General features: G+C 60.1%; 24 protein-coding genes. 11 read left to right on the plus strand and 13 right to left on the minus strand.

What is annotated here, in order from left to right; all coding sequences use genetic code 11:
• Nucleotides 1-196: 196 nt before the first annotated feature.
• Nucleotides 197-1,036, minus strand: coding sequence for a tRNA (guanine(46)-N(7))-methyltransferase TrmB (gene trmB, locus PMX60_RS08120; RefSeq protein WP_260699364.1), 840 nt, complete (start codon nt 1,034-1,036; stop codon nt 197-199).
• A gap of 118 nt (nt 1,037-1,154) precedes the next feature.
• Nucleotides 1,155-2,027 (minus strand): methyltransferase domain-containing protein, encoded by an 873-nt coding sequence (locus PMX60_RS08125; protein WP_271747506.1) that lies wholly within the window; start codon nt 2,025-2,027, stop codon nt 1,155-1,157.
• 267 nt (nt 2,028-2,294) lie between these two features.
• Here PMX60_RS08125 and PMX60_RS08130 point away from each other — a divergent pair, with 267 nt between their 5' ends.
• From PMX60_RS08130 to PMX60_RS08145, 4 genes are all read left to right on the plus strand, one after another.
• Entirely contained in the window at nt 2,295-3,017 is a 723-nt protein-coding gene (locus PMX60_RS08130) for a helix-turn-helix domain-containing protein (RefSeq protein WP_271747507.1), read from the plus strand.
• Nucleotides 3,017-3,916, plus strand: coding sequence for a DUF4097 family beta strand repeat-containing protein (locus tag PMX60_RS08135; RefSeq protein WP_271747508.1), 900 nt, complete (start codon nt 3,017-3,019; stop codon nt 3,914-3,916). The genes PMX60_RS08130 and PMX60_RS08135 overlap by 1 nt, the downstream gene beginning before the upstream one ends.
• Before the next feature lie 98 nt (nt 3,917-4,014).
• Nucleotides 4,015-5,922: an elongator complex protein 3 gene (locus PMX60_RS08140; RefSeq protein ID WP_271747509.1), complete on the plus strand. Its 1,908-nt coding sequence runs from the start codon at nt 4,015-4,017 to the stop codon at nt 5,920-5,922.
• Complete coding sequence (locus PMX60_RS08145) at nt 5,923-6,801, plus strand: spermidine synthase (RefSeq protein WP_271747510.1); 879 nt, start codon at nt 5,923-5,925, stop codon at nt 6,799-6,801.
• A gap of 26 nt (nt 6,802-6,827) precedes the next feature.
• Here PMX60_RS08145 and PMX60_RS08150 read toward each other — a convergent pair whose 3' ends face one another.
• The 9 genes from PMX60_RS08150 to PMX60_RS08190 all read right to left on the minus strand — a co-directional run bounded on the left by PMX60_RS08150 (nt 6,828) and on the right by PMX60_RS08190 (nt 16,576).
• A complete protein-coding gene (locus tag PMX60_RS08150; RefSeq protein WP_271747511.1) occupies nt 6,828-9,272 on the minus strand; it encodes a DEAD/DEAH box helicase in 2,445 nt (814 codons plus the stop codon).
• A 116-nt stretch (nt 9,273-9,388) separates the two neighbouring features.
• Nucleotides 9,389-10,693 (minus strand): ATP-binding protein, encoded by a 1,305-nt coding sequence (locus PMX60_RS08155; protein WP_271747512.1) that lies wholly within the window; start codon nt 10,691-10,693, stop codon nt 9,389-9,391.
• Nucleotides 10,686-12,446 (minus strand): TerB N-terminal domain-containing protein, encoded by a 1,761-nt coding sequence (locus tag PMX60_RS08160; protein WP_271747513.1) that lies wholly within the window; start codon nt 12,444-12,446, stop codon nt 10,686-10,688. The genes PMX60_RS08155 and PMX60_RS08160 overlap by 8 nt, the downstream gene beginning before the upstream one ends.
• 88 nt (nt 12,447-12,534) lie before the next feature.
• Entirely contained in the window at nt 12,535-13,251 is a 717-nt protein-coding gene (locus tag PMX60_RS08165; protein WP_271747514.1) for a DUF554 domain-containing protein, read from the minus strand.
• Nucleotides 13,252-13,369: 118 nt separating this feature from the next.
• Nucleotides 13,370-14,800, minus strand: coding sequence for a hypothetical protein (locus PMX60_RS08170; protein ID WP_271747515.1), 1,431 nt, complete (start codon nt 14,798-14,800; stop codon nt 13,370-13,372).
• An 18-nt stretch (nt 14,801-14,818) separates the two neighbouring features.
• Complete coding sequence (locus PMX60_RS08175) at nt 14,819-15,100, minus strand: hypothetical protein (protein WP_035137055.1); 282 nt, start codon at nt 15,098-15,100, stop codon at nt 14,819-14,821.
• Nucleotides 15,084-15,683, minus strand: a complete 600-nt coding sequence (locus PMX60_RS08180) for a hypothetical protein (RefSeq protein WP_195363185.1) — start codon at nt 15,681-15,683, stop codon at nt 15,084-15,086. The genes PMX60_RS08175 and PMX60_RS08180 overlap by 17 nt, the downstream gene beginning before the upstream one ends.
• A gap of 90 nt (nt 15,684-15,773) precedes the next feature.
• Nucleotides 15,774-16,283, minus strand: coding sequence for a hypothetical protein (locus PMX60_RS08185; protein ID WP_195363184.1), 510 nt, complete (start codon nt 16,281-16,283; stop codon nt 15,774-15,776).
• Nucleotides 16,280-16,576, minus strand: a complete 297-nt coding sequence (locus PMX60_RS08190; protein ID WP_117746255.1) for a hypothetical protein — start codon at nt 16,574-16,576, stop codon at nt 16,280-16,282. Before PMX60_RS08190 ends, PMX60_RS08185 begins: the two co-directional genes overlap by 4 nt.
• 346 nt (nt 16,577-16,922) lie before the next feature.
• Between PMX60_RS08190 and PMX60_RS08195 the strand changes: the two genes are divergently transcribed.
• Genes PMX60_RS08195 through PMX60_RS08205 form a run of 3 tightly spaced genes read left to right on the plus strand, consistent with a single transcriptional unit; the run spans nt 16,923 to nt 20,548 of the window.
• On the plus strand, nt 16,923-18,524 hold the full coding sequence (locus PMX60_RS08195; protein ID WP_271747516.1) for an FAD-binding oxidoreductase: 1,602 nt from the start codon (nt 16,923-16,925) through the stop codon (nt 18,522-18,524).
• Between the two features lie 2 nt (nt 18,525-18,526).
• The gene (locus PMX60_RS08200) at nt 18,527-19,342 is read left to right on the plus strand and encodes an electron transfer flavoprotein subunit beta/FixA family protein (RefSeq protein WP_271747517.1); all 816 of its coding nucleotides are present in this window, start codon (nt 18,527-18,529) and stop codon (nt 19,340-19,342) included.
• On the plus strand, nt 19,343-20,548 hold the full coding sequence (locus PMX60_RS08205) for an electron transfer flavoprotein subunit alpha (protein WP_250786996.1): 1,206 nt from the start codon (nt 19,343-19,345) through the stop codon (nt 20,546-20,548).
• Here the strand turns inward: PMX60_RS08205 and PMX60_RS08210 are convergent.
• Complete coding sequence (locus PMX60_RS08210; RefSeq protein ID WP_271747518.1) at nt 20,545-21,357, minus strand: HD domain-containing protein; 813 nt, start codon at nt 21,355-21,357, stop codon at nt 20,545-20,547. The two genes, PMX60_RS08205 and PMX60_RS08210, sit on opposite strands and share 4 nt — an antisense overlap.
• A 162-nt stretch (nt 21,358-21,519) precedes the next feature.
• Between PMX60_RS08210 and PMX60_RS08215 the strand changes: the two genes are divergently transcribed.
• The 4 genes from PMX60_RS08215 to PMX60_RS08230 all read left to right on the plus strand — a co-directional run bounded on the left by PMX60_RS08215 (nt 21,520) and on the right by PMX60_RS08230 (nt 24,984).
• On the plus strand, nt 21,520-22,176 hold the full coding sequence (locus PMX60_RS08215; protein WP_271747531.1) for an AzlC family ABC transporter permease: 657 nt from the start codon (nt 21,520-21,522) through the stop codon (nt 22,174-22,176).
• On the plus strand, nt 22,166-22,489 hold the full coding sequence (locus PMX60_RS08220) for an AzlD domain-containing protein (RefSeq protein WP_271747519.1): 324 nt from the start codon (nt 22,166-22,168) through the stop codon (nt 22,487-22,489). The genes PMX60_RS08215 and PMX60_RS08220 overlap by 11 nt, the downstream gene beginning before the upstream one ends.
• A gap of 141 nt (nt 22,490-22,630) precedes the next feature.
• Nucleotides 22,631-23,653, plus strand: coding sequence for a 2-keto-3-deoxygluconate permease (locus tag PMX60_RS08225; RefSeq protein WP_195246483.1), 1,023 nt, complete (start codon nt 22,631-22,633; stop codon nt 23,651-23,653).
• A 188-nt stretch (nt 23,654-23,841) separates the two neighbouring features.
• Entirely contained in the window at nt 23,842-24,984 is a 1,143-nt protein-coding gene (locus PMX60_RS08230; RefSeq protein ID WP_271747520.1) for a GGDEF domain-containing protein, read from the plus strand.
• Nucleotides 24,985-25,172: 188 nt separating this feature from the next.
• Here PMX60_RS08230 and PMX60_RS08235 read toward each other — a convergent pair whose 3' ends face one another.
• On the minus strand, nt 25,173-26,108 hold the full coding sequence (locus PMX60_RS08235; protein WP_271747521.1) for a DMT family transporter: 936 nt from the start codon (nt 26,106-26,108) through the stop codon (nt 25,173-25,175).
• Nucleotides 26,109-26,160 lie beyond the last annotated feature (52 nt).

Here is a 26,160-nt window from a genome sequence, read left to right on the forward strand (position 1 = left end):
TATTACGAGCTCCTGTGCGAATTGGAGAGAGCGCTCCCGCAAACTGCCTCTTGACAACTTATAGGAGCGTCGGTTTTAGTTTTCGTTATGCGGGTTGTGCTTGGCTATTGCAAAAAAGTCTACTCACTTAGGTTTGAGGGTCGTTCGCTGACGCCTATTTTCACTTGTTTGCCGACGCCGCGACCATCAGAAGCCCCTAGGACTCCTGCGGCAGGCGCTTCTTGCCTTTGCGGGCGCGGTTTCTAAAGTTCTCGACGGCCTCTTCCATGCCCAGAGGTACATAGGTGAGCGCATCGAGGTTTTCGGGCAGGTAGCAGGCAAGGCTTTGCTCCTGCGCGCGGCCCGCCGCGAGCTGTTCATCGCTGGGCTGCGCTCCAGGTGTGGCGCGAATGCCATAGACGGCGGCACCCATCTCGCGCGTGCGGCGCTCGTACTCGGTCTCGGGATGCTCGGGATGGTCGCGGCGTACGTCGTCACTTACCCAAAGCGTGTCGTAGCCGGCCGCGGCAAACTGTCCCAGGGCGTAATCGCGCAATGGTTTGCTGTCGGTGCGCAGCGTGACGGTGGCGTTGGCTGCAAAGAGCGGGCGGTAGAGCATCAAATGGTCGACATGGACGAGTCGTTTTTTGGCGTACTTGGCCTTGGGCTGCGGCGTGGGAAAGTTGATGGTGATGGCATCGAGCTCGCCTGCGGCAAATAGCTGTGGCAGCGATGCGGCGCCTCGGGGCAGGACGAGTGCGTTGGATAGCTCCTGCTCGCAGATTTTCTGCGCGGCATAGGCAATGCAGATGGGCTCCTGGTCCATGCCGATAAAGAGGGTGTTTGGCTCGTGGCCCGCGCGTTCTACAAGGTACGTTCCCTTGCCACAGCCAAGATCCAGGTGAAGGTGCTCGAAGGGCTTGCTGCCTGCGGGCGCACAGGCCTTGCGCCAATCTCCGGCATAAGCCTCGGGGTTTGTCTCAATCGCATCGGCGTAGCGTTCCAGGCGCTCCTCGAGCACAAAGTTCTTAGGCGTGCGAACGTGGACGGCTCCCATGAGGCTCCTTGGTCATAAGTATGGAACGCATAGCTGCACGTTCCGTCAATGGATTGAAAAAGGGCGGGCATAGTTTGCCCGGAAGATGCGGTGCGGCTCGGCGGCGAGTCGTCGATGCCTACAGGCGCTTGAGAATCACATAGCGGTTGAGCTCGCCGCTACGACCGTCGGCATGGAAGCGCTCAAGCTCACGCACGGGGACCTCGCCGCTCTTGTAGAACGTACGGACGCCGCGCACCAGGTCGGTGATCTGCTGATCGTCAAAGTGATGGCAATAGCGGTAGGCGTGGCGGTCGTTTTGCCAGCCAATGAGGTGGTCGCCGGCTTCAAACTGGGCGGAATCGTAACCCTCAAACGGCGGGGTGAGCTCGGCGCGGGCTTCGGCGCGAACAGCCTTGCGCGCCATGCGCTCGTCGTTCATAAACTCCCAAAAGCTGATGGCGATGATGCCGCCCGGGCGCGTCTGGCGCACCAGGGCGTCGAGCACGCGTACACGGTACTCGCACGACGGCACATGGTGCATAAAGCCAAAGCAGACCGAGATGTCGGCGAGCGGGGCGTCGAAAAGCACGTCGGGCGTCTCGGCGGGGTTGAGCTTCATAAGGGCGTCGAGCACGTCGAGTTCCTGGAAGTGCAGGTTGGGAATGCGCAGCGCGTGGCCATGTGCATCGATGGCCAGGTCTTGGCACGAGTCGACACCATAGAACTCAAACGGGCAGCTGGCATCTGCCGAGGGGTTTGCGCCATCGACGCCCTTGGCGGCAAGTGCGCCGCCGGCGGCAAAGTTCTCGAATCGCATATTGCCACAGGCAAGATCGAAGACGCGGACGGGATGCTCGATCGTGGCGACGTCGAGCTGTTCGAGCGCGATACCCATGGTGCGTACCCAGCCGGGCCACGGGGCCTGGCGCGTATCGGAAAAGGAAGCGGAGTGCTCGCGATAGAACGTGTTGTTGAGCTGGATGAGCGATGAGGCGAAATCGCGGTTCACGGCGCGGAACTCCCTCCGTTGGCGGTGCGGAATAAACAGTACGACCATACTACCGTTAACGCCGCAACGGGGACAACCAAGCTACGGGTCATTGCTTTGTTTGGACACATTTCCGCAGCTCATATGCGCCCGCAACCGCCGGTTGTCAAAAATCTCACTAGAATAGGTGGCATGCTTTTGGCGGTGGCGGATAGATTTTTAACTGTGCAAGGCGCCTTAAGAACAAAAGCGGTCCGGCGGTACGGCTGGCATCACATAGGAGGAACCATGAATGTAGAAACTGCGCAGCGGCTCGCCGACCTTCGCCGCAGCAAAGGCTTTAGTCAAGAAGGACTGGCACGAAAGCTGGGACTGTCGCGCCAGGCGGTCAGTAAATGGGAGCGCGCGGAGAGCTCGCCCGATACCGAGAACCTGATCTCGCTCGCCAAACTCTATGGTGTGAGCCTGGACGAGCTGCTCAATCCGAGCGACGAGATTGAGGACGATATCGAGTTTGAGAACGAGGACCGCGCTCGTCAGCGCGAGGCCGAGGCGGCAGAGCGCGCACGCACCCATGAGGCGGCGGCACGAGCTACCGAGGCGGCAACACAGGCGAGTGACGCCGCCGCCAAGGCGGCGCAGGCGGCAAGCTGGAGTGCGCAGGCTGCCAATGCGGCGACGGCTCAGGTGACGGGTACCGGTGCGGCTGGTTCGACTCCGGTGAAGGGTCCGTTCCAGTCATTCCCGTATTGGGCCGTGTGCTGGCTGCTGTTCTTTTTACTGATGTTCCTGTTTGGTGCCGGCCCCTTTGCTGCGCTGATCTTCTTCACGATTCCCATCTATCACTGGGTGGCGCGTGCACTCGATGGCGATTGGGCGCGCGGGGATATTCAGGTTGGTCCGGCACCGGTGGCGGTCAGGGCCCAGGGGAAGGATACTTCTGCGGAACCTGATGCTGACGTGGCTACCGCGGCCACCGCTGAGCCATGTGCCAAAGAAGGTGACGAATGATGAAGCTTTCGCATGAATCCAAGCTGCGCCTGGGCGTCGGCATCGGAGCGTTTGTACTGATTATCGGGCTTGTTTTTGGCGTTTCGCGGACTTTGATTCATTTTGATGGCCCGTGGGATCTCGACGATGTTATACCCGGCTTGTCCGGTATGGACGATGTGGTTGATGACGACGATTTTATGAACGATGGCGGTAACTATTCCGCTCGGCCTCAGCAGCTTTCGTGTACGACCTTTGATGCCGATGAGTTTCGCTACCTCGATTTCGATATCGATGCGGCTACGGTGGACGTCAAGGTTATCGATGGTAACAAGGCTCGCGTTATCGAGCGGGGACGCGTTGCCAATGGTATGGATGCCTCCAAGGCCGCGACGCAGAACATCGCATCCGTCGAGGACTCGACGCTCAAGGTTTCCCAGTTTGGAAGTGATGACGGTAAGGCAATCGATCGCTCAGTTACGGTCGAGCTGCCGCGCCGTGTTGCCGAACATCTGAAGGGAGTCAACGCGCACGTGGGCTCGGGTGATCTGCAGATTGCCGGTGTCACCTGTGATGGTTTCGACCTTTTCCTGGGTGCGGGAGATGTAGAGTTTGCGGGCAGCGTGACTGATGCGCTCAGTGCTGAGGTCGGTTCGGGCGATGTGACGTTCGAGCTCTACCAGGCCCCCGCGAAGTCGATGGACGTGAGTGTGGGCTCGGGCGATGTGGAGATGATGGTTCCGAACTCGACGGGCTTTAAGGCGAGCCTTACCTTGGGCAGCGGCGACTTCGAGAGCGATTTCCTTCCGCTTGGCTACGACGGCGAGACCATTTTGAATCTTGAATTCGATAACGGCGATAAGTCTGCTACGTATCGTTTTGAGGTCGGTTCGGGCGACATGTCATTTAATTCAGAGTGACGGGCGGTTATCGAAGACTTATATACCATAGCTGCGCTGTTTGATGGAGGCGTCGGAGCCGTGACGGGCTCCGACGCCTTTGCCTTTACAATGGGGTCATGGAACAGATTATCTTGAACATACTCGAGGCTCTGCGTCGCGGCGAGACCGTGGACGACAAAGCGCTCGTCAAACTGATACATGCCGAGGCGCGCCGTGAGGGTGCCGACAAACGCGATTTGGCCAAGCGCCGTCTGCTGCCGTTCTACCAGCGGGTAAAACGTGAGGAGCCGGCTCGTTGGGCTGGGTGGAATGTCGATGCCGAGCTGGAACGTCGACTGCTGCAGGTGCTGCGTATGAAGCCTCGTCGCACGGCTTCGGGCGTGGCGACCATTACCGTTATCACCAAGCCCTGGCCATGCTCGGGCGATTGCCTGTTTTGTCCCAACGATCTGCGCATGCCCAAAAGCTACCTGCACGCCGAGCCGGCGTGCGCCCGTGCGGAGCAAAATTGCTTTGACCCGTATCTGCAGGTGAGCGCTCGTCTGACCGCGCTTTCGCAGATGGGGCACGCAACCGATAAGATTGAGCTCATCGTGCTCGGTGGCACCTGGAGCGACTATCCGCAAGGGTATCAGACGTGGTTTATGTCGGAGCTTTTCCGTGCGCTCAATGACGATGCCGTCGCCGGCGTGGCGGCCAACCCCATGCTGGCGCGTCCGGGCATCAGCCGTGCCGAGGTGGGGCGCCTGCTCGATGACGCTCCCGCCGATGCGCTGCCGCCGGTGGTAACAGAGCGCCGCGAGCGCTATCGGGTTGCCGGCATTGCGACAGACGAGGCTGAGCTTGCTGCTGGCGTTGCCGACGAGCAGGAGCGTGTGGATGCTGCCGTGGGCGGCTACAACCGCGCGGTGCGTCGTCTGTACGGCCCTGGTACGCCGTGGGGCGAGGTTGCCAAGTGGCAGACGGCAACGATGGAGGAACTTGAGCGTCAGCAGCGCATCAACGAGACGGCGAAGCATCGCGTGGTGGGGCTCGTTATCGAGACGCGCCCCGATGCCGTAACGCCGCAGGCGCTTACGCTCATCCGCCGCCTGGGCTGCACCAAGATTCAGATGGGTATTCAGAGTCTCGACCAACATTTGCTCGATATCAACGAGCGTCGTATTTCGGTGGCGCAGATCGAGCGGGCGTTTTCGCTTGCGCGCCTGTTTGGCTTTAAGATCCACGCGCATTTTATGCTTAACTTGCTGGGCGCCACGCCCGAGGGGGACAAGCGCGACTACGAACGCTTTATGACCGAAGGGGCCTTTATGCCCGACGAGGTCAAGGTTTACCCGTGTGCGCTCATCGAGGGCTCGCGTCTGGTGGGCTGCTACGAGCGCGGCGAGTGGCGTCCCTATACCGAGGAAGAGCTGCTCGATGTGCTGGCCGACGACATCGTGGTGACGCCGGCGTTCTGCCGCATCAGTCGCATGATCCGCGACTTTAGTTCCGACGACATCATGGTGGGCAACAAGAAACCCAACCTGCGTCAGCTCGTCGAAAACCGCTTGGCCGCTCGGGGTGACGGTGCGACGGTGCGCGAGATTCGCTATCGCGAGATCAGCACGGCGGGTGCCGACTTGGATGAGCTATCTCTTGATGAGGAGGTGGCGTACGAGACGCCGGTGACGCACGAGTGCTTTTTGCAGTGGGTGACGCCGCAGGGCAAGATCGCGGGCTTTTTGCGGTTGTCGCTGCCCGACCATTCGTTTGTTGCCGCGCATGCGGACGAGTTGCTGACGATGCCGGACGAGGCGATGATTCGCGAGGTACACGTGTATGGCATGGCGGCGCGCGTGGGGTATCAAGGCCAGGCGGCCCAGCACCATGGGTTGGGGCGTCTGCTCGTAGAGCGTGCGTGCGAGATTGCCCGGGATGCGGGTTATACGCGCATCAACGTGATCAGCGCGATTGGTACGCGCGAGTACTATCGCCATTTGGGTTTTTACGATCATGGACTCTATCTGCAAAAGGAGCTCTAGATGAACAAGCCGAGTGTTTCTGCTGGCGTCGTTGCCGGCGTTGCCCTGGGAGCCGCGGCGCTTGGTGCGGCCGCCGTCGCTGTTCGTGCTGCCTGTCTGCAGGTTGCGCGAACCCGCAATGGGTTGGCGCGTGTGAAACGCGTGCACGATGGGGACGGCGATGAGATTCGCGTGTTGGTGCAAGGCGGCGTCTACCAAAGCGCAAGCTACGTTGGTGAGCGTTGGGCGGAGCCCGTCTTTGCGTACTATCGTGCGTTTGACGACGTGTTTGAGTCCGAGGATGCGATGCACGATGCTTATGGTCACGGCATCAACCGCATGCTTGTGCTGGGTGGCGGCGGGTTTGCCTATCCTAAGTTCGCGCTGATGTCGCACGAGGGCTTGCGCATGGACGTCATCGAGTATGACGGAGAGATTACGCGCCTGGCGCGCCGCTGGTTCTACCTAGACGAGCTGGAGCGCGCGGCGGGCGATCGCCTGCGGGTGATAACCGCTGAGGCTCGCTCGTATTTGGGTGTGACGAGCGTGGGCCATCGTCGCTACGACGTGGTCGTGAGCGATTGCTTTGGCGGTGCCGAGCCCGTACGCGAGCTGGCGACGGTTGAGGCGTTGCGTTTGGTGCGAGGCAGCCTGAACCCCGGGGGTATCTACGTTGCCAATATCGTGAGCGCAAACGAGGGGAGCGACGTAACGTTCCTGCGCGATTGCGCCGCCACGGCGCTCGAGGTGTTCGCCCACGCCTGGGTGGTCCCATGTGGCGATGCAGAGTTCGGCGGCGAGGAGAACTACCTGCTCATCGCCAGCGACGGCAACTACGCCTTTGCCGAAGCCGTGCCCTTCGACACCGACTTCCTCGGCACCGTTCTTCACGACAAATAGGTCTCCCCGTCCCAAAAAGACTGGTCTTAGGCGTGGTCGCGCCAGCCGAGAACGCGCTGCTTCATGCCCTCTATGTCGAGCACGCCTTCGGCAAAGCCCTTGCGCACGAGCTCTTCGGGAACAAACTCGTCGTAGCGGTCAAAGTAAGGCACCTCGCCAGGATAGACGAGCTCGATGGGATCGAAGTCTTTCTCGGCCTCGGCGGCGAGTACCTCAAAGAACGTCTCCTCGTCGGCCTTCATCTTAAACTGCATAAAGTACGGGCGTGACGGGTCGAGTCCGCGAAGGCCCAGCTCCGCGGCACATTTAATCTTGAGCATGCGCTCGAGCGCCAAAAAGGCGTAGCTTCCCAACCAGGGGAAGAGCACCCAGGTGTCGCCGCCCAGGTTAATGAGCGGCTTGGTTCCCGCGCCCGAAATCTCGGCGGTATGACGAGCCTGCGCAAGGCGGGCCCGTGCGTTACCCATAAGGTACGGATATGCTGCGTGCTCGTTGAGCGCCTTGCGCATGCGCTCGAGTACGTGTGTATTGATATCACCGGGGCAGTCGCCAAAGTAGGCCGGCACCCGGCCCTTGACCTGCGTGGCAAAGACGGTGTGGCGCTTCCAGTCCACTTCCTCGACAATCCAGCAGTGTCCGGCGATGGCGATGCGCTCACCGGGCGGTGGCGGATTGACGATCGTGCCCAACTCGGCCGACTCACTGCGAACGGTGAACTCCTCGTTTTCCTGGAACACAGCGTAGAACTTAAAGTTGTTAATGATGCGCTCGCCCGCGAGGCCCACGATGAGCCCGCCGCCCTCGGTGACTTGGATATGGTCGATCTTAATGAGGTGACGCAGCAACACGCGATAGTCATCGGCCGAGATGCGATGAAAATAGCTGAGTGTGAGCACGCGCTGGGCAAGCTCTGCCGGCGTGAGTTCGCCGGTGCTGGCAAGCGTCGACATAGTCTGGTGGTAGAGCAGGCTGTAGGGGAGTCGATCGAGTTCGGGTGGCTCGACCCACTTTTCCTCGCGATAGAGTTGTACGAGCGCGATGCCCTGCAGGAGCTTCCACGGAATGGTCTCGGGCATCATCGTGCGCGGCTCGGGTTCTTCCTCGCGCATGACAAACCACATCTCGGGCGGAAGATCGCGGCGCCCCGTGCGGCCCATTCGCTGCAAAAAGGAGCTGACGGTAAACGGTGCATCGATCTGAAACGCACGCTCCAGACGGCCGATATCGATACCGAGCTCCAGTGTAGATGTGGTGACGGTTGTCTGTGCCTGCTCCTCATCGCGCATGAGCTCTTCTGCCGTCTCGCGCAGCGATGCTGAAAGATTGCCGTGGTGGATGAGAAAGCGGTCGGGCTCGTGCCGGCTCTCGCAGTAGCTGCGCAGCATGGAGCACACGGCCTCTGCCTCCTCGCGCGAGTTGGCAAAGACCAGGCACTTGCGGCCGCGTGTGTGCTCAAAGATATAGCCCATGCCGGGGTCGGCGTTGTCTGGCGCCGTGTCGGTGGGGTTGAGTAATGCCTGTTCGGGTGCTCGGGGGATGTCGACTTCGCCCTCGGGGGCCGACGAAGTGCGGCGATCCCTGGAGGTAGCCTTGTCCCGTGCCCGCTCACGACGTTGACGGCGCTCCTCTTGTGTGAGCTGTCCGCTGTGACGCATGTCTTGGGCGCCGGCGGGCAGTGCCGCGGGTGCCGCTGCCTCAATGCACTCGCACGCAAGCACTTCGGCCTCTTGAGGACCCGTGCTCTCGAATCCTCGTTGTTGCGCCTGGGGACCCGAGTTGTAGAAGTGCTCCATGGAGATACGCCACACGCGGCGCGGCTCCTCAAAGCGGGGGATGATGCAATCGCGTCCTGTTCCCTGCGAGAGGAAGGCACCCGTACGCTCGGGGTCACCGATGGTGGCCGAAAGGCCGATGCGGCGGGGCTGCACGCCTGCCATGCGCGAGAGGCGCTCGATAAGGCAGAGCGTCTGACCGCCGCGGTCGCCGCGCATGAGCGAATGGACCTCGTCGATGACCACGTAGCGCAGGTCGCAGAACATGCGCGGGATCGCCATGTGCTTATGGATTAAGAGCGCCTCGAGTGACTCGGGCGTAATCTGCAAGATGCCGCTCGGTTTTTTTATGAGCTTAGCCTTGTGCGACTGCGAGACATCGCCATGCCAGTGCCAGACAGGGATATCGGCCTCTTCGCAGAGGTCGTTGAGACGGACGAACTGATCATTGATGAGCGCTTTGAGGGGGCCGATGTAGAGGGCGCCTACGCTCGCGGGCGGGTTCTCCCAAAACTCGGTCAGGATGGGAAAGAAGGCTGCCTCGGTTTTGCCGGAAGCCGTGGATGCCGTCAGGAGCACATTATCTTGCGTGTTAAAGATGGCGTCTGCCGCTGCAACCTGGATAGAGCGCAGACTCTCCCAATCGTGGGAGTAGATGAAGTCTTGGATAAACGGAGCATATCGGTCAAAGGCGTTCACGGGGCCTCCTCTCAAATACGAATCTCTTAACGCGGTGAGCAGTGGCTCGCTACATTACTGTCTCGACGTTTGCCCAGATAAAACCTGCCAAAATAAACCTGTCCCTTTTTGGCAGGTTAGATGGTGAACTCGGCGAAGTTGCGGTCTTCGCTTGCGGTGTCGGTGTTGTCCGTTACGGCTGCCGGCGCCAGCGCGTCGCCACCGACGCTTTGCAGCAACTCGGCCACGTTAGCATCGGGGTTTTGGCATAGGATGTCGAGCAGCTCGATAAAGTCACGAATGACTTCACGCGGCGTTAAGTGCGTATCGGCTCCCACGCGGCCAAACTCAATCTTGAGGAAGTCCACCAAGTCGTTTTCGGTAAGCGAGGGCGTCCAGCCAAAGTAGCCGGCATGGATCTGCATGAGTTTTTCGATCAGCACCAGCAGTTCCTCATAGGTGAGTGGCTGTAGGCGGATGATGGGCGCGAGCATGTCCTTAAGGTCCTCGCGCGCAAAGCGGCCCTGAGCGAGTCGGCTGCGCAGGGCTTCGTAGGAGAACACGCCGCGGCGGCGGTCTTCGATGGAGGTTGGCGTGCCGCCCATAATCATGCCCAGGTACTGCGCTTTGCCCTGAAGCGTGTCGTTGTACATGGTCAGGATTTTCTCGTAGTTGTACTGGCGCGTGATAGCGTTGGGAATCTTATACAGATTCACGAGCTCGTCGATGAGCACCAGCATGCCCTTGTAGCCGCTGCAAACCAAAAAACGAGCGATGAGTTTGACGTAGTCGTACCAGTCGTCATCGCTGATGATGGTTGAGGAGCCCAGCTCGGCGCGTGCCTCACTCTTGGTGCGGTACTCGCCGCGAATCCATTTGGTCACGCGGCTCATAGCTTCTTCGTCGCCCTCGGATACGGCCGCGCGGTAGCGGCGGAGCATACGGGAGAAGTTGAAGCCGTGGACCATTTCCTCGAGCGGGGCCAGTTGGGCATTGACGGCAGACTCATCGGCATCGGCACACGAGGCGACCCAGCGATCCAGGATAAGGTTGAGTGCACCGCCCTCGGGGCGCGTTTTAGTCGATATGTTGCGGATGAGCTCACGGTAGGTGGCAAGGCCCTGTCCCTGGCCGCCCTGCAGGCGGCGCTCAGGGGATAGGTCGGCATCGGCGACGACGAATCCCTCGCCCATGGCGTGCGTGCGGATGGTCTGGAGCAAAAAGCTCTTGCCGGCTCCGTAGCGACCGACTAAAAAGCGGAAGCTCGCGCCGCCATCGGCGATGAGACTCAAATCGGTGAGCAGGGCGCGAATCTCGACCTCGCGTCCCACGGTGATATAGGGAAGGCCGATGCGCGGGACCACGCCGCCCTTGAGCGAGTTTAGGATAACGGCGGCGACGCGTTTGGGTACGCGGGGCGCTGCGGATGCGGTGTCACTCATGGTCTAGGTATCCTCTCACGTCTGCTTCGTAATCCTCGATAATCTGCGGTCCTGCCGTTCCAAACTCGATAACGGTGTCACCCACCAGGTCAAAGAGCGCCTCGTTGATGGTATCGACGAGCATGTCCTCGCTCTGGCCCGATTGCACTACCGCCGATTCCGCCTGTACTGCGTTGTGCTCGAGCAGCGCGCGGAGATAGGCGTCTGCGGCAGGCGTGAGTTCGTTCGTGGCGTCAGCGGGCGCAACAGCTGCGAACGCGGGCGTCGGCGCGAGAAGCGGTGCCACGACACCAAACTGTTCGGTGGATATGGTTGGCTCGTCGGTCTCGTCCTGCCGAATGGGTGCCGCGACCGCCTCGACAATCGCGTCGGCTACGGGCTCGGCTTCCGGTTGCCCTGAGTCCGCTGCCTCGGCTTCCACAGGTGCGCCGTCCTCGCGCTCTTCGTCGATTAAAAGTGCTTCGCGCGTTTGCGCAGCGGCGCTCCGAATGTGCCCCAGCTGAGTCAGGTCGATATCGATCTTGACGGGCTGGTGTGCGGCGTCCCACGAAAGCCATGCCACAATCTCGTCATCGATAATCTTGGCCAGATATTTGGGGACCTTTTCTTCCTTAAGGGGATGGGCGGGGTCCAGCGCCAGGCGCAGGCGTTGGTCGCAGGCGCGCATCATTTCACCGAGCTTGCTGCTCTTTTGCCTACTACCATGGATACGCATACATTCCCAAAAGCCGTTTTGGCAACGGTAGATATGGATGGGATCCAGGCGGTATTCGCAGTTCTCGTGGCGCTCGGGCGCAAAGAATACGGCCGAGGCAAACATGGTGTAGGGCATGGCCGTCTCCTCCCCAAACAAGCTCGCTACGATGCCGGTCTTTCGATGCGTGTCATAGTAGCGCGCCATGCGGACATACGCGGCGCATGCCACGTGGCGCAGATCGCGGTGGTGGCTGCGGTCGAGCCGCGAGTTACTTAGGTTGTACGTGGAGAGGGCGTTGATGGCGGCCATGAGTCGCTCCTCGCGCACCTCATCGGGCGGAAGGGGGAGCGTGGGCTCGGAGGTTTTGCGACGTTTGGGGGTCTGGTCGGACGGTGCCGGTGCCGGTACAAGGTCTCGTGCCGCGCGCCGCAGCTCGATAAGGGCGTTATCGAACATGACGGTTTTAGAGTCGCGGAGCAGCTTGGGGTCGAGCCCATGGAATACGGCGTAATCCTGCAACCACACGCGTGCAAACCGATCAATGCCGGGCTCGAAGGCGCGATAGACATCCCAAAAGGCCTTGATCTTGTTAAAACCGTCGAGCGGGTCATCTACGCCAATGCCGCAAATCAGCTCATAGAGATACAGAAAGGCAAAGGACGTAGACGTTTCCTCGACGGTTCCGCGGCGCACTTGGGCACGCCAGGTAAAGTAGCCGCGCAGCTGCCGGTCGCTCATGGCGTTGTAGGTGGGAAAGTACGACTTAAAGGTGCCGTTGTAGGGACAGTCGTCCTCAAAGTCGGCCATCAGCAGGCCCTGGCGGTAAAAAAGCTCGGCTTCCGAAAGCCAGCGGCCCGCACCGCCCTTGGGGTCATCCTGCCAGCGCGATATCTCGCGCATTTTACGGTACTGGTCGGGGAGGAAATTCTGCATCTGTCGGCCGGTTTTGAGAATCGGCTCGTCTGCGTAGATTTCGTTTGAGAAGCGGGTGGACTGATGGGTCCGGGCCTCGGCCATAATGCGCTCGATGAGCATCTTGATGTCCTGGTCGGCCACCGCTTCTCCTCTCCTAACGCAGCTACGGTGACCTCATATCATAGCACAGCATCAAACAGATGTTCGAGATACCGCTGCGTTGATAGATTTAGAACAGGAGGGCGTAGATGACGGCGATGACGACGGAGGGGAGCATATTGGCCGTGCGGAAGGTCTGAGGACGGATGAGGTTGACGCCGACGCAGAAGATGAGCATGGAGCCTACGAGCGAAAGGCTGTCGAGGGCTGCCGTGGTCATGATGGGGGAGAGCGCGCCGGCAAACAACGTGATCGTCCCCTGGAACACGGCGACGGGCAGGGCGGAGAAAATGCAGCCGCGGCCAAGCGACGCCGTCATGGTGCAGACGATGATGCAGTCCAATGCGCCTTTCAAGGCAAGCGTTGACCAGTCACCGAGCAGACCGTCCTGGATCGATCCCACGATAGCCATGGCACCGATGCAGACGGTCAGCGATGTCGAGACAAAAGCGTTGGTGAACTCGTTATCGCCCTCACTGCCAGTCTTGCGCTTGAGCCATTCGCCAAGGTTCTCGATGGCGGCCTCCAAGTTGATGGCCTCGCCGATGAGCGAACCGAGCGCAAATGAGACGATGAGCATGGTGGTACCGGTGGTCGCTAGCGCCTTTCCATCGATGATGAGCATCTTTTGCATGGTGCCGCCCAGGCCGATAAACAGGACGCACAGCCCCGATGCTTTCATGAGCGTGTCTTGGATGCGCGGTATAATGAAGCGGCCGCCCGCTAATCCCAAAAGACCGCCCGCAACTAAAAGCACAACGTTGATGATTGTTCCCAAGCCCGGCATGAGCCCTCCTGTATTGATGCCAACGTGGCAATCGTAGCAGAACGAAATGCGAGGCACATCGCGACTCATCTAATACGTTATATAAGTGGTGTTAGGAATGATGCGCAGCATTTAAGCCTCAGGTGGTTGTCGGGACATAGGGATAGTATTCAAAGCGCAGTGTCATAAGCCGCTGCGGGAATTCAATAGCCGCGGCGATGATATTGGCATCGCGGGCACGATCAAACCCTTCGAGTTCGATCTGATACGAGACGTCTTGCATAATGTCCAGACGCCGCCAGGCTAGGAGTGTGTCGCCATCGAATTCCAAGGTCTTGCCTCCATCTGGAGCAACGGCGTATAGACGCAGCTTGGCGGTGGTTGCAGGGTCGACAACCGTGACCTTTTTAATTTCGTTTCGAGTATTCTTGGCGCCCAACAAGGTGAGCAGTGTTGGGGCCACGACCTCGCCCGATGGCAAAAAGACGACTTCGATGGATTCGGGAAATGCGATGATGGCCGACTTGCGGACGGGTTGATTGGCGGCGGCAACTTCGATGTTCGCAGCGTCGATGACCTCTGTGTGGTCGAGCGCGGCAAGCACGCAGCAGTTACCTTCATCGATCTCTTGAGGATCAGCAAGCCCCAGACTGTCCGCGAGTTCGGAATCGTTTGGATCGGTAGCGGGTTCATTCGGTGCTTCGAGAGAAGCTGGGACGCTGTTTGTCGGCGACGGCGTGTCGCCCGCACCTGCTTCTTTGTCCGCGCTCTCTTCTTGTATGGTTGCGTTGATGGGTTCGTCGTTTGGGGGGAGCGTCTTGGCGTCAAACGCGGAGGGGAGAATTCCGATAGCTCCGGATCCGTTCCACTCCATTTCGAGAAGCGCCGGGTCGGCAAGAATGCGTTGCCTGCTTTGCGCGTGGGAATCGATTTCAAAAGGACCTGCCTCTATCCCTCGTGTAAGGCTGAGTGATCCGGCTGGCTTCTCGAAATGAGCGTCTGTGTCTTTGGTACTGACGGCGTAGAACAGCAGGGACGCTTCTCCCGCCGCGATGGCATCGGTGCCGGCTTTGGTCAGCCGCAATGATGCCGTGAATGAGAGGGTGGGCTGCGCATCGTCTGCATTCGCGGCGGCGCAGCCCAGACATATACCGCCTCCTTTCTCAAAAAACGTACCGTCGAAGGCGACCTTCGCTCCGTTCGCCGAGTCATCGACCGAAGCGATGTCGATGCACAGCTCTAAATTGCATGGATCGCCATCTGCATCGAGCACAGCCGAGCGCCACGTGCAGACGGCGCACCCCGCCCGGGAGCCGTTTGCCTTGTTCGAACGATCGATATCCACGACTATCGAGCCGTCCGTATTACGACGAAGACATCCCGAGGTCGAGATTGCGGCCTGTGCGATCGAAAAACGCTTGCACGCAATGGCGCTCGATGGATTTGGTGCGGAACTTAGGGCTGCTGGTAAGGAGTCTGCCATGACGGGAGCCGCCCAAGCGGCGACAGACGTTCCGGTTGCGAGCGCGCCGCAGAGTGCGACGACGGGCAAAAGGTTCTTCGATGCCATGGGGTCTCCTTAGCTAATTTAGTGCGGCCTGTCCGTGTTTTGTTTCTGGCTGCGTTTGATGTGCAGACCGAGGCCGGCGGTTCCCGCGCCTGCTGCTGTGGCGCCTGCTGCCAAGAGCCATCGTCTGTCGCCTGTCTGCGCCAACGGTTCCTCGCGGTCGCCGCGGTCGAGCTCCGAGAGGTCGACCGTCACTTGCGTGGCGGCCTGCGCCTGTTCTTGCTGGGCAAAGGCCATGGCTGGCCCAAACGCTAGGATGCTGACGGCGGCGGCCAGGGCGACGGCCTTATGCCGTGTGCGCACCGGGCTCGACCGTCCAGGTGATCGTTGCAACCTGATCGCCTTCGCCGGTTACGCGGAAGATGTCGCGCGTGACGCGGGCGACGTTTCCGCTTGTCTTGAGCTTAATTTTGTCCGTGCCGCCGGCAATGCCCTGGTAGCCCATGTCGAAGGCTGCGTTCTTGGAAAGATCGAGGCCCGTCTCCTGCATTGCGGCGCTGGCGTTTTGGAGTGCGCCGTCGGGGCCGACCTTAAAGTCGATGGAGTTCTGTGCGGTTCCGGCCTTGGCGTCGGCGGCAATGGTCCAGGTGTTCATGGCGTCGATCTTCATGTTGGTGACATGGATGCCGTAGGCCGAATGATTGTCGATGGTGGTCGCGTCTTCTGAGGGGCCCTGAAGCGTGCCGTCGGCCTTGGCGACGAAGGGAATAACCGTCGGAACTTTGAACTCAACGTTGTCGATCTCGGTCCTGACCATTACTTTCGTGGTTCCAACGCGCCCGGCTGCCATAGCTGGCGTCGGGACGGCGCCCATTGCGAGCGCGAGCGCGAGCCCTGCGCCCACGACGAGCGCTCTGGCTCCGTTCATGTTCCTGGTGATGTCCATGGTCGTTCCTTTCTATTCGCCGCGGGCCGTCCCCGCGATGATTGGACGAATGCTGGTGAATTGCGTGCGGTGTCGCGTCGACCGGAAAAGCTAGTTCTCGGTTTGCTCAACCCGCACCTTGACACGTGTCGGATTGCCGTGGCTGTCGAGGGTCTTGGCATCGAGTGCCTGGATCTCGATGTACGCCTCGCCTTCTTTGATGTCGCCGGCGGGGCACGTCTCGATTGTCTTGCCGGTCTCGACCACACCGGATTCGTACATGGTCTCGTCGTTTTGGATGACGCGGAATCGCTGGGGAAATTTATTGTCTTGGACGTTTTGCACGTTGACGCGCAGCTTGCCGTCCTCCTGCAGCTGAGCGACCGGTGCGACCGAAATCGTCATCATGTTGTCGCGGACTATGGCGTCGAGCTCATCTTGGATTTCCTGACGCGTTTTGCCCTCGGCCGTCGTAACCGAAGCGCCCGCCTCGGGTACGGGCTGCGACTGCCAAGCGTATAGTCCTACGGCGACAAGGGCACAGACGATGGCCAAGCAGGCAACGATGAGCTTCTTGCGACGACCCAGGCCTGCAAAGTGGGGTGGCTTCTTCGCGCTCATGCGGCATCCTTGGCGGTATAGATGCGCGCAAAGGTGGACGGGTTCGCTCCAAAGAGCATGTGAAGCATCAGGCGGCGTGAGTAGACAAGCTCGTCGAAGTCGGGAGGGAGCTCGATGTCGTGGATATGCGCGATGCGGTGGGCGAGCGCCGAGAACGACTCGGGGTCGCAGATCACATCGGTGGTAACGTGGTAGACCGTCGTATCGGGGAATGCCTCTTCGTCGAAAGGCAGGAGATGGGGATCGTCGTCGACTTCGATGGCGATGCCGTACTGGGGCCAGTAATATGCCATGGGAACCTCCCTGCTTCTGGGGCCAAAACTTCTGTCGGTTTTGGCTGTCGATGCCGACCGTATCAGCCGTTACTTGACCAATTGCTGACCAAATGCTTGACGGATTGGCGTCTCCGCAGGTAAAAGGCGGCAAAAAATACTCCAACTTTTTTCGAGCGGCAATCGCGCGGTCAGTGACGGCGGGGCCATATGTGTTAAAAGCATCGTCTGCCGAGGAAATCCAGCCGCTCGCCGAATTGCACGAACGTAAAAATCGCCAATTATGGAGACGGTCTCGAACACGTCGACGAAACGATGCGGTAACATCTCCCTGCAAACACTGTAGTTAGCTAAAGGGGGAGTTCGCGTGTCTGTAACCATCAAACCCTTCACCGACGAGTTCGAAGAGTATGGCCGCGATGAATCTCGCGCATCGGGCGAAGCATCGAGCATCTCGTTTCCGACAACGGAAGACGAGGTCCGTGCCATTTTGGAAAAGCTCCATGCCGAGCGTGTCCCGGTAACGGTTCAGGGCGCCCGAACCGGCCTTGCCGCCGGTGCCGTGCCCCACGGCGGGCATATCCTCAATACTTCCCGTATGAATCGCTACTTGGGCCTTCGCCGCGATGAACAAGGCCAATTTTTGCTGCGCGTGGAGCCGGGCGTTGTGCTCTCGGAGCTGCGCAAGCAGCTGAGCAAGAAGGTGCTGCCGACCGCTGGTTGGGACCAGGCATCGCTTAAGGCCTACGATGAGTTTCAAGAGGCCCCCGAGCAGTTCTTTCCCACCGATCCCACCGAGGCGTCTGCCTGTCTGGGCGGCATGGCGGCATGTAACGCCTCCGGTGCCCGCAGCTACGCCTACGGCCCCATGCGCCCGCATATCACGGGACTCCACGTCGCGCTGGCTGATGGCGATTTGCTTGAGCTTCAGCGCGGCGAGGCTTTTGCCCAGGGCCGCCACCTGTCGCTCGTGACGGCAGTGGGCCGTACGCTCGAGCTCGATCTTCCCGGCTATACCATGCCCAAGACAAAAAATGCCTCAGGCTATTTCGTTGCGGACGAAATGGACGCCATCGACCTCTTTATCGGTGCTTGCGGCACGCTCGGCGTTATCACCGAGCTCGAGATTGCCCTGCAGGCGGCGCCTGCGGTCGTTTGGGGCGTGAGCTGCTTCTTTGACAGCGAAGACAAGGCTGTGTCCTTCACCGATTCTGTGCGTCCCGTCCTCTCCCACGCGGCTGCCATCGAATATTTCGATGCGGGCGCTCTGGATATCCTGCGTCGTCAGCGCGAGCAGTCGACGGCGTTTGCCTCGCTGCCGGCGCTCGACAAAGAGGCCATGGTCTGTGTCTACGTGGAGCTCGACTGCGATGACGAGGCCCAGGCGACCGAGGAACTGTACCACCTGGGATGGGTGCTCGAGTTTGCGGGTGGCCGCGACGATGCGACATGGGTCGCGCGCACCGAAGTCGATCGCGAGTGTCAGCGATTCTTCCGCCATGCGGTGCCCGAGAGCGTCAACATGCTCATCGACGAGCGTCGCCGCACGGATCCTACTATCACCAAACTGGGGTCGGACATGTCGGTGCCCAACGCACGCTTGGCCGATGTCATCGCCCTTTATCGCCGTACGTTGTCCGAAAGTGGGCTTGAATCTGCCGCCTGGGGGCACATCGGTAACAACCATCTGCATGTGAACATTCTGCCGCGCGATGCGCAGGATTACCGCCGCGGCGGAGAACTCTTTGCCCAGTGGGCTTCCGAGGTCACGGCCATGGGCGGTGCCGTTTCTGCCGAGCATGGCGTCGGCAAGATCAAGGCGGGCTTCTTAGAGACGATGTACGGTCACGAGGCCATGGTCGAGTCGGCGCGGCTCAAGCTCCAGCTCGATCCCGACGGGCAGCTGGGTCGCGGCAACCTGTTTTCGGAGAAGCTCTTGGATGAGCTCGTCCAGAAAGGGGGCGCGTGAAGATGAGCGATTTCCATATGGTGGTGTGCGTCAAGGCCGTGCCGGGCAGCACCGAGGTCAAGATGGACCCCAAGACCAATACCATCGTGCGCGATGGCAAGCAGGCGGTCATTAATCCCTTTGATGCGAGCGCTTTGGAATGCGCGCTGGCGCTGAAAGACGACTTTATCGGCTTTGGCATGGACGTGCGCGTAACGGTGGTGTCGATGGGCATCCACGCGACCGAGCCGCTGCTGCGCGACTGCATCGCTCGAGGCGCCGACGACGCGCTGCTGCTGACCGATCGCGCCTTTGCAGGTGCCGATACTCTAGCCACCACCTATGCCCTCAAATGCGGCATCGAGGCTCTCGACGAGGACTTCGACCTGCTCATCTGCGGCAAGATGGCAGTGGACGGCGATACGGCCCAGATCGGCCCCGAGCTGGCCGGTGCTTTTGAGATTCCCTGTGTGACCGACGTGAGCTGCGTGCAGAGCGCGGGCTTTACGACCTGTGGTTCACTAGCGCTTGTTCACGGCTGCGATGCCGGCGAGGAGACGGTCTATCTTGAGATGCCGTGTGCGATGACGACCGCCAAGGAGATTGGCCAGCTGCGTATGCCGAGTATTGCCGGTATCCGCGCATCCGAGGATGCGGACGTGCGCGTGGTCAGCGCTGCCGACGTGAACGCCGACCCCTCGCGTTGCGGTCTTGCCGGATCGCCGACGCAGGTCGTGCGCTCGTTTGTGCCCGACCGTGATCAAACGTGCGAGGCCGTTGACGGAACGGCGTCCGAGCAGGCGGCAAAACTTGCCAAGATCATCGAGGGGATGGCATAGATGAGCGGACTGATTATCGATAGCGAAGCCTGTATCGGCTGCGGTCGCTGCGTTCGCGCCTGCGCCTCGGGCGGCATTGTGGTGGAGGGCGAGCGTCCCAACCGATGCGCCCGCGTAACCGACGGCTGTATCCTATGCGGTGGGTGCGTCGACGCCTGCCCTGTCAACGCTATCTCGATCGAGTGTGACGAGGCCGCTGGTGCGGTGGACCTTGATGCATATCGAGACATTTGGGTCTTCGTGCAGACCGACGAGCACGATACGGTGACTCCTGTTGCCTATGAGCTTATGGGCAAGGGGCGCGAGCTTGCCGATGCTCGCGGCTGCCGTCTGGTGGCACTGGTCGGCATGAGCCCCGAGGGCTCGCTCGGGGACCTGGAGCATCTGGTTTGCGCGGGCGCCGACGAAGTCCTGGCCTGTCGCGACGAGCGCCTGCGCCAAAACGATGCGGAGGTCTACGCCCGCTTGATCTGCGATTTGGTAGCCGAACGCAAACCCGAGGCCATCCTATACGGTGCGACCGCTTTTGGTCGCGAACTGGCACCCGGCGTTGCCGTGCGTTTGCAGACGGGCCTTACGGCTGACTGCACCGTACTTTCGATGGATACAGAGACGGGACTGCTGCAACAGACGCGTCCGGCGTTTGGCGGCAACCTGATGGCCACCATCATTTGCCCCAACCACCGTCCGCAGATGGCAACGGTGCGCCCCGGTATCTTTAAGGCTCCCGACTTCGACTACGGCCGCTCTGGCACGATCACCCAGATATCGCTTGCGGATGATGCTAAGGCTCGTGTCGAGATCTCGATTCCCGCCGAGGAGTGGGGACAGCAGCCCTCGATCGCCAATGCCGAGCGCCTGGTCGTGGTGGGTCGCGGCATTGGTTCCAAGAAAAACCTGCCGTTGATGCGAAGGCTCGCCGAGGCTCTGGGTGCCGAGCTTGGTTGCACGCGTCCCGTCGTGGAGGCGGGTTGGCTGGAGTATCGCCACCAGATTGGCCAGACGGGCGTATCGGTTTCGCCCAGGCTTCTCGTGAGTATCGGTGTTTCGGGCGCCATCCAACATCTTGCCGGCATCGGTGGGGCGGAGTGCATCATCGCCATCAACGAGGACCCGGATGCCCCCATTTTCGGTGCTGCCCAGTACAAGGTTGTTGGGGACGCCGTCGAGGTCGTCGAGGAGCTGCTGGCCCAGCTTGAGCGCTAGGCGCGCGCCAGCCAGTCGCGCATCTCGTCCTTTAGGCGGCTCCAAGTTGCCTGCGTGGCGGGGTCGGTAAAGGGCCGCGTAATGCCAAAGGGCGCGTCGAGCAGGCGGTGGATATCGCCCTGTTCGCGCGCCAGCGCGCGGCTTGCTGGATAGACGAGCTCAAACATAAAGCAGATAAGCCCCACCAAGAAGTCGGCGGGCCCATCGCGCTCATCGCGTGCGACGCAGCGGTGCTCGTCAAAGGCGGCAAGTGTCGGCGACGAGAAACGGCTGCCGAGAAACGTCTTCTCGTCCACCTTGAGGATAGTGTCGACAGTGCTGTCGGCGATGGTGCGCATAATGTCGATCTTGTCGCCATCGCGCACGATATCGCAGAAGCTCCGCGTGCGCTCGTCGAGCTGCGCGGGTAGACGGAAATCGCTGTGATAGGCAATGCTCGCTCGGATGAGCTCATCTTCTGCCGGGTCATCGATAAAGTCGCGGATGCTCGTTACGGCGGGTGCATCGGCGGGATTCTCGCCAAAGAGGACCTCGATGCCCAGCGCCGCATGGCTCATGCTCTCGGCGTCCTTAAAGGTGTCCCAGCGTCGCAGCTGCTCAAAGCGGCCCATATCGTGTAGCAGGCCGCAAAGCCATGCCAGGTCAATATCTTCTGACGACCAGCCCTGCTCGCGCGCTACGGCATCGCATGCCTCGGCCACGTGGTACGTATGCTCGATTTTGAGCGCGATGCGTGGGTTGGTGGCGTCGTAGGCATCGGTGTAGCTTTTGAAGGCCGCGCGCGCCCGGTCTCGATCGATAGCTGTCATAATGACTTCCTAAAAAGTTGTGTCTTTCGATCCGGTGGCAATTGTAGGTGAACTCGGTTGCTGCCGGATGATGATTCTGCCGTGTCGCTACATGCGGCTCGGAGACCTTGTCAGGATGAGAAACGTATGGTGCTCAAAATCGTTAGAACCGTCTGGCCAGTGATGCTTACCTATGTTGCAATAGGCGCGCCGTGCGGAATGATCATGGGGCAGACGGGAATGGAGCCCTGGATGGTCTTTGCTCTAAGCAGTACGTTTGTGACGGGCAGCGGCCAGTTTATGATCTGCAACCTGTGGCTGGCGGGTGTGCCTGCAGCATCGATCGTCGCGAGCGTCGCCGCAATCTCCTCGCGCTTTGCGCTTTACTCGGCATCGATCGCACCGCATCTGAGGGGTGCCTCGAAGCGTCAGACGCTGGCTGTTGCCGCGACACTTACCGAGGAGGCATATGGCATCTCGCTTGCCAAGTTGGTTGAAGGGGAGGATTGGGGCCCGCGCGAGTCCTTTGTGCTCAACGTAATCCTCATCGCAACATGGGGCGTTTCGTGTACGATGGGCGCCATCGTCGGCGCCGTTGTCGATGTTCCCACCGACATTGCAGCCTTTGTCTGCACCTCGCTCTTTATCTGCCTGCTCTTTTCGCAGCGGCTGTCGCGCGGTAACGTTGTCGCGGCGGTTTCGGGCGCGGTGTCCGTCGCCGTATGCAAGTTCTTGGGCCTCGCGAATATTGCCGTGCCGGCAAGCGTCGTGGTCGGCATTGCCATTGCGCTGGCGTGCGATGCTGTATTTGACGGAAGAGGTGCCCGCGATGCCCGCTAACGAGTTCTTGGTTCTGTGGCTGTCGTCGTGGGCTGCTATCGCGTTCTTTCGCATCGCGCCGGCGTTCGCCTTGCGCGGGCGGACCCTGTCGCCCCGCATTACCGAGGCCCTGGGCTATATCCCGCCCGCTGCCTTTGCCGCGCTGGTCACCAACGACTTGGTGAACCCCGGCGCGTTCGACGCGGGACTCTGGCCTGCCTTGGTTCCCTGGATTGCGGCCACCGGCGTCGTGGCGGTGGCAATCAAGACAAAGTCGATGTTGTGGTGCTGCGTTTCGGGCATCGTGTTCTATATCGTTTTGAGCCTCGTATAGGAGCAGGACGCGTTATCGTCCCGGCCTAACGAATCGAATTTCTCACCGAGGCGGTCTGCTTCTTCTGGTACCATGGTCAAACTTTACTGTAGCAAAGCGTGACGTGGGCTTTTGTTCTGCGTCAGCGGAAATGGGGGTTTCATGGCACAGGAAGCGACCGCCAGCGAGCAAAAGAAATTCAAGGTACCGCGCATCCCGGGCGACATCATGATCTATCCGATGATCGTCGGCCTTTTGCTCAATACCTTCTGCCCGCAGGTCTTTGAGGTCGGCGGCTTCTTTACGGCTGCCTGCCGCGGCGGCTCCAACACCATCGTTGCCGCGATCTTGCTGTTCGTGGGCGCCGGCATCAGCTTTAAGTCCACGCCGGGCGCCATCAAGACCGGCATCGTCGTGCTGATTCCTAAGCTTGTAGTGGCAGCCGCGCTGGGTCTGGGCGTCGCGTACTTCTTTAACGATAACTTTTTAGGCCTGAGCTCGGTTTCCATCATCGGCGGCATTACGTTTTGCAACATGGCGCTCTATACGGGCATCATGGGCGAGTTCGGCGATGAGTCCGAGCAGGGCGCTGTCGGTATCCTGTTCTTTACGGCCGGCCCCGCCGTCACGATGATCATCCTTGGTGTTTCGGGTCTCGCCAACATCCCCGTCGGCACCATCATCGGATCCATCCTGCCGCTTGTTATCGGCATGGTCCTGGGCAACTTGTTCCCGTTTATCAAGAACCTGCTGGTTCCCGGCGCCAATCCCGCGATCGCTGTAATTGGTTTTCAGCTCGGTGCGTCCATGAGCCTTTCGAGCTTCATCGCCGGTGGCATTTCGGGCATCCTGCTGGGCCTCATCACGCTCTTTATCGTCGGTCCCATTACCTTTGCCTTCGAGCGCCTGTGTGGCGGCAATGGTAAGGCGGCTGTGGCATGTTCCACCATTGCCGGCACGGCCATGACCACGCCGGTCGCCCTCGCCGAGGTCGCTCCGCGCTATGCCGAGCTTGCGCCCACCGCGTATGCGCAGATCGCCACTGCCGTCATCATCACGGCAATCATGGCCCCGATTCTGACCGGCTGGGTCGATAAGAAGTTCTGCCAGGGCAAGGAAGACCTGTCGCCTGCCGGTGTCGAGGCCATCGAAGAGGCTGTCGCGACCGACATCGATGGCGAGTAGCAATCGATACCCATCAATGATTCCGGCGTGCAACTCGCGCCGTTTGAGCGCCCGAACGAGAGCTGTCTTGCAGTGACGTTCGGGCGCTCTGCTATTATTCCCCTTACCCCTGCGGAGTAGGGGGTGTTTGTTGCCCAGATTCGAATTGGGCGATTCTGGCCACTTGGATATTGAAGGGAGGGCGTCTAGTGGTAAAGGCACTCAAGATCGAGATATTCCTGCTGTGCATGATTATTCTTATCGGACTTGCCGTACGAAGCCGTCGCTCCCTGTTCTCGAGCACCCAGCAGCTTTTGTTTAGCATGCTGGGCTACACGTCTGCTGCCTACATTTTCTTCGATATGATCTGGACGCTCTCGGACGGCGTGAGCACTCCTGTAGGCATCACGGCCAACTGGATTTCCAACGCGGTTTCGTTTTCGCTGTTCGCCATCGCGTGCCTCATTTGGTTTTTCTATTCCGAGACGATGCAGGGTTCTCACCTTGTGACCTCGCGCTATAGGGTGGTGCTTGTAACGTTGCCTACGGCTCTGGTGGTCGTGCTGGCTTTTACCAGTTACTGGACGCACGCCCTGTTCTATATCGATTCGCAGGGCGTGTATCGTCGCGGCTTTGCCTATATGATCCAGCCCATTGTCAGCTACTGTTACGTTATACATACGTCCCTGCATGCGTTTGTGCAATCTCGCAGGGTCGAGAGCCTGCAGACGAAGGCTATCTATCGAACCTTAGCATTTTTCGCCATTCCGGCCCTGGTGGGCGGTACCTTTCAGATCGTATACTCGGTGCCTGGCCTTTGTGTCGGCATAATGATTAGCATGTTGCTGCTCTATATCATCTGCCAGGAGCAGCTCATCTCGACCGACCCGTTGACTGGCCTCAACAATCGCAACCGTTTTGAGACCTATATGCTGTCGCTCTTCTCAAATGTTGGTCATACGGACGATGTGTATCTTCTCATGATGGACGCTGACGGCTTTAAGCAGATTAACGATCGCTATGGACATGTGGAGGGTGATCATGCTCTTCAGGTCTTATCTGCTGCGCTCAAAAAGGTCTGCACGGCGTCTGGCAGCTTTATCGCACGTTATGGCGGCGATGAGTTCGTAGTCCTTCAAAAGGCGGCAGCGGAACAGGACATCATACGTCTGTGCGCGGCAATCAACGACGAGCTCGCGCGCGCCGAGGTGCCGTATCTGTTGCGGATGTCCATCGGCTACGCACGGGTCGGTGACGGCGTCGATACCTGGCAAGACTTGCTTCGCGCTGCCGACGCGGAGCTCTACCGCGTCAAGGCCGAGAAAAAGAAGGCCGGCGTCCAGATACGCTAGGAAAAGGGGCGCACGACCGTGGTGGTCGTGCGCCCCTTTTTGCGTTTGTGGGGGCCACCGGCCATAATGCCCAGGCGCGGTGCGGCAAGACGGGCGTCTGCCGCCGCGACTCGGTACGAAATCAACGAGAACCAGTGTGCTCCATTAAGCTAAAGTTTGCGAACATCCTCTCTAAAAAGGTGAACTCGCTAGGCTTTTTTGGGTTTGTTGACGATGATGATGCCGCCGCAGACCAACAGCAGGGCAACGATGACGGTAACGGGGCTCGTGCCAGCGCCCTCGCCGAGCAGCAGCGCGCTCAGCACCACACCAAAGACGGGGTTCATAAACCCAAAGACCGAGACGCGGCTGACGGGGTTGACGGCAAGCAGGCGCGACCACAGCGAGTACGCGACGGCGGAAATGAGTGCCATATAAATGATGAGCGCGATGGCGGGGGCGATTTCGGTGGGGGACAACGTGCCGCCCATCAAAAACCCGATGGCGGTAAGGACCACGCCACCGACTAAAAACTGCCACCCGGCAAGCAAGACGCCGTCGTGCTCGCGCGAGAATATGCCGATCAGGCAGGTCGATAGGGCGCCTGCAACAGTGGAAGCCAAGATAAAGCCCTCGCCGTCGAGCGTAAAGCCAAAGGTGCCGTCCGCGCCCGAAAGGTTGACGAGCGCGACGCCGGCAAAGCCCAGCGCACAGCCAAGCACCTTGGCCGTATTGAGCTTCTCGGTGTGAAATGCCAGGGCGGCAAAGAGGATTGCGAGGAAGTTGGCGCTGGCCTCGATGATGGAGCTCGACATGGCGCTGGCGCGCGAGAGGCCCAGATAGAAAAAGAAGTACTGCCCGATAGTCTGGAAGAGCGACAAGACAAAGATGGGCTTGATGTCGCGCGCTTGCGGTATGAGGGGGCGGCGTTGGGCCGCGCTCATCCCAACGATAACCAGGGCGCCGGCAAGCGTAAAGCGTAAACCTGCAAAGAGCAGCTGCGAAGCGCTATCGTGCGCTGGGATGCTAAAGAGTGCGTAGCCGATCTTGATGCAGGGAAAGGCCGATCCCCAGAGTGCACAGCAAACAAGACAGCCCAGGATGAGTCCGGGCAGGGTGGCGAGATACGGCTTGCGGCTTTCCATGATGTCCTTCCTACATGCGCGAAGTAAAAAAGAACCCGCCACCGGATGTGTC

Source organism: Collinsella aerofaciens (assembly GCF_028206995.1).
Classification (GTDB): Bacteria; Actinomycetota; Coriobacteriia; order Coriobacteriales; family Coriobacteriaceae; genus Collinsella; species Collinsella aerofaciens_AQ.

Excerpts from the sequence above, each read along its gene's own strand:
- trmB (WP_260699364.1), bottom strand. The coding sequence starts at position 1,036 with ATGGGAGCCGTCCACGTTCGCACGCCTAAGAACTTTGTGCTCGAGGAG.
- PMX60_RS08130 (WP_271747507.1), top strand. The coding sequence starts at position 2,295 with ATGAATGTAGAAACTGCGCAGCGGCTCGCCGACCTTCGCCGCAGCAAA.
- PMX60_RS08135 (WP_271747508.1), top strand. The coding sequence starts at position 3,017 with ATGAAGCTTTCGCATGAATCCAAGCTGCGCCTGGGCGTCGGCATCGGA.
- PMX60_RS08140 (WP_271747509.1), top strand. The coding sequence starts at position 4,015 with ATGGAACAGATTATCTTGAACATACTCGAGGCTCTGCGTCGCGGCGAG.
- PMX60_RS08145 (WP_271747510.1), top strand. The coding sequence starts at position 5,923 with ATGAACAAGCCGAGTGTTTCTGCTGGCGTCGTTGCCGGCGTTGCCCTG.
- PMX60_RS08155 (WP_271747512.1), bottom strand. The coding sequence starts at position 10,693 with ATGAGTGACACCGCATCCGCAGCGCCCCGCGTACCCAAACGCGTCGCC.
- PMX60_RS08165 (WP_271747514.1), bottom strand. The coding sequence starts at position 13,251 with ATGCCGGGCTTGGGAACAATCATCAACGTTGTGCTTTTAGTTGCGGGC.
- PMX60_RS08170 (WP_271747515.1), bottom strand. The coding sequence starts at position 14,800 with ATGGCATCGAAGAACCTTTTGCCCGTCGTCGCACTCTGCGGCGCGCTC.
- PMX60_RS08180 (WP_195363185.1), bottom strand. The coding sequence starts at position 15,683 with ATGGACATCACCAGGAACATGAACGGAGCCAGAGCGCTCGTCGTGGGC.
- PMX60_RS08185 (WP_195363184.1), bottom strand. The coding sequence starts at position 16,283 with ATGAGCGCGAAGAAGCCACCCCACTTTGCAGGCCTGGGTCGTCGCAAG.
- PMX60_RS08190 (WP_117746255.1), bottom strand. The coding sequence starts at position 16,576 with ATGGCATATTACTGGCCCCAGTACGGCATCGCCATCGAAGTCGACGAC.
- PMX60_RS08200 (WP_271747517.1), top strand. The coding sequence starts at position 18,527 with ATGAGCGATTTCCATATGGTGGTGTGCGTCAAGGCCGTGCCGGGCAGC.
- PMX60_RS08205 (WP_250786996.1), top strand. The coding sequence starts at position 19,343 with ATGAGCGGACTGATTATCGATAGCGAAGCCTGTATCGGCTGCGGTCGC.
- PMX60_RS08210 (WP_271747518.1), bottom strand. The coding sequence starts at position 21,357 with ATGACAGCTATCGATCGAGACCGGGCGCGCGCGGCCTTCAAAAGCTAC.
- PMX60_RS08215 (WP_271747531.1), top strand. The coding sequence starts at position 21,520 with ATGCTTACCTATGTTGCAATAGGCGCGCCGTGCGGAATGATCATGGGG.
- PMX60_RS08220 (WP_271747519.1), top strand. The coding sequence starts at position 22,166 with ATGCCCGCTAACGAGTTCTTGGTTCTGTGGCTGTCGTCGTGGGCTGCT.
- PMX60_RS08225 (WP_195246483.1), top strand. The coding sequence starts at position 22,631 with ATGGCACAGGAAGCGACCGCCAGCGAGCAAAAGAAATTCAAGGTACCG.
- PMX60_RS08235 (WP_271747521.1), bottom strand. The coding sequence starts at position 26,108 with ATGGAAAGCCGCAAGCCGTATCTCGCCACCCTGCCCGGACTCATCCTG.